At 49.7% G+C, this 604-nt stretch carries 1 protein-coding gene; it reads right to left on the bottom strand.

Annotation, left to right across the window (positions count from 1 at the left end; all coding sequences use genetic code 11):
• The coding region (locus KSW37_RS15720) for a site-specific integrase (RefSeq protein WP_217315388.1) at positions 1–604 on the bottom strand (604 nt) is incomplete at both ends.

The following is a 604-nucleotide window of genomic DNA, read 5'->3' as shown; positions in this document are numbered from 1 at the left end:
TTGAAATCTTCTGCTCCGTCACCTGCGCATAGACCTGTGTGCTTGTAATGTCTGCGTGTCCCATCATCTTGGCTATGCTGCCGATGGGAATGTCCTCGTTGAGCATCAAGACTCCGAATGTATGGCGGCTGGCGTGGAATCCCAACTTATTACTTATGCCAAGCACCATTCCAAGGGTATGCACATCAAGATAGATGTCTTTCTTCTCACCCAGTGGAAAAACAGGCTTGCTGTCGTCCGTGGTATTGTAGAGCGAAAGAATCTTCTCGGCTATCGGATGGAGCGGCACGAAGAACTCCACGCCTGTCTTCTCTCTTTCCTTGCGGATGAACTTCCTACCCTCGGAGTTCTCACTGATATGGTGAGGGTACAGTTTCTTTACATCTATATAGGATAAGGAGGTGAGCGAGGCAAAAATGAAACATCTGCGTGCAAGCTCCGTTCGCTCGTCAGCCATCGGGGTAGAGAGCATCTTGATGAAGTCTGCCTTGCTGATATGGGTCATCTTCGGGGCTGCCTTCTTCTCATACCCTATCCTGGCTATGGGATTGAAGCGGATAATGCTCCTGTCCACTGCCTTGTACATCAACATGTTCAGCCAGAG

This window comes from Segatella copri (assembly GCF_019127135.1).
GTDB lineage: Bacteria > Bacteroidota > Bacteroidia > Bacteroidales > Bacteroidaceae > Prevotella.
This window is presented reverse-complemented; position numbering and strand designations above follow the sequence as displayed.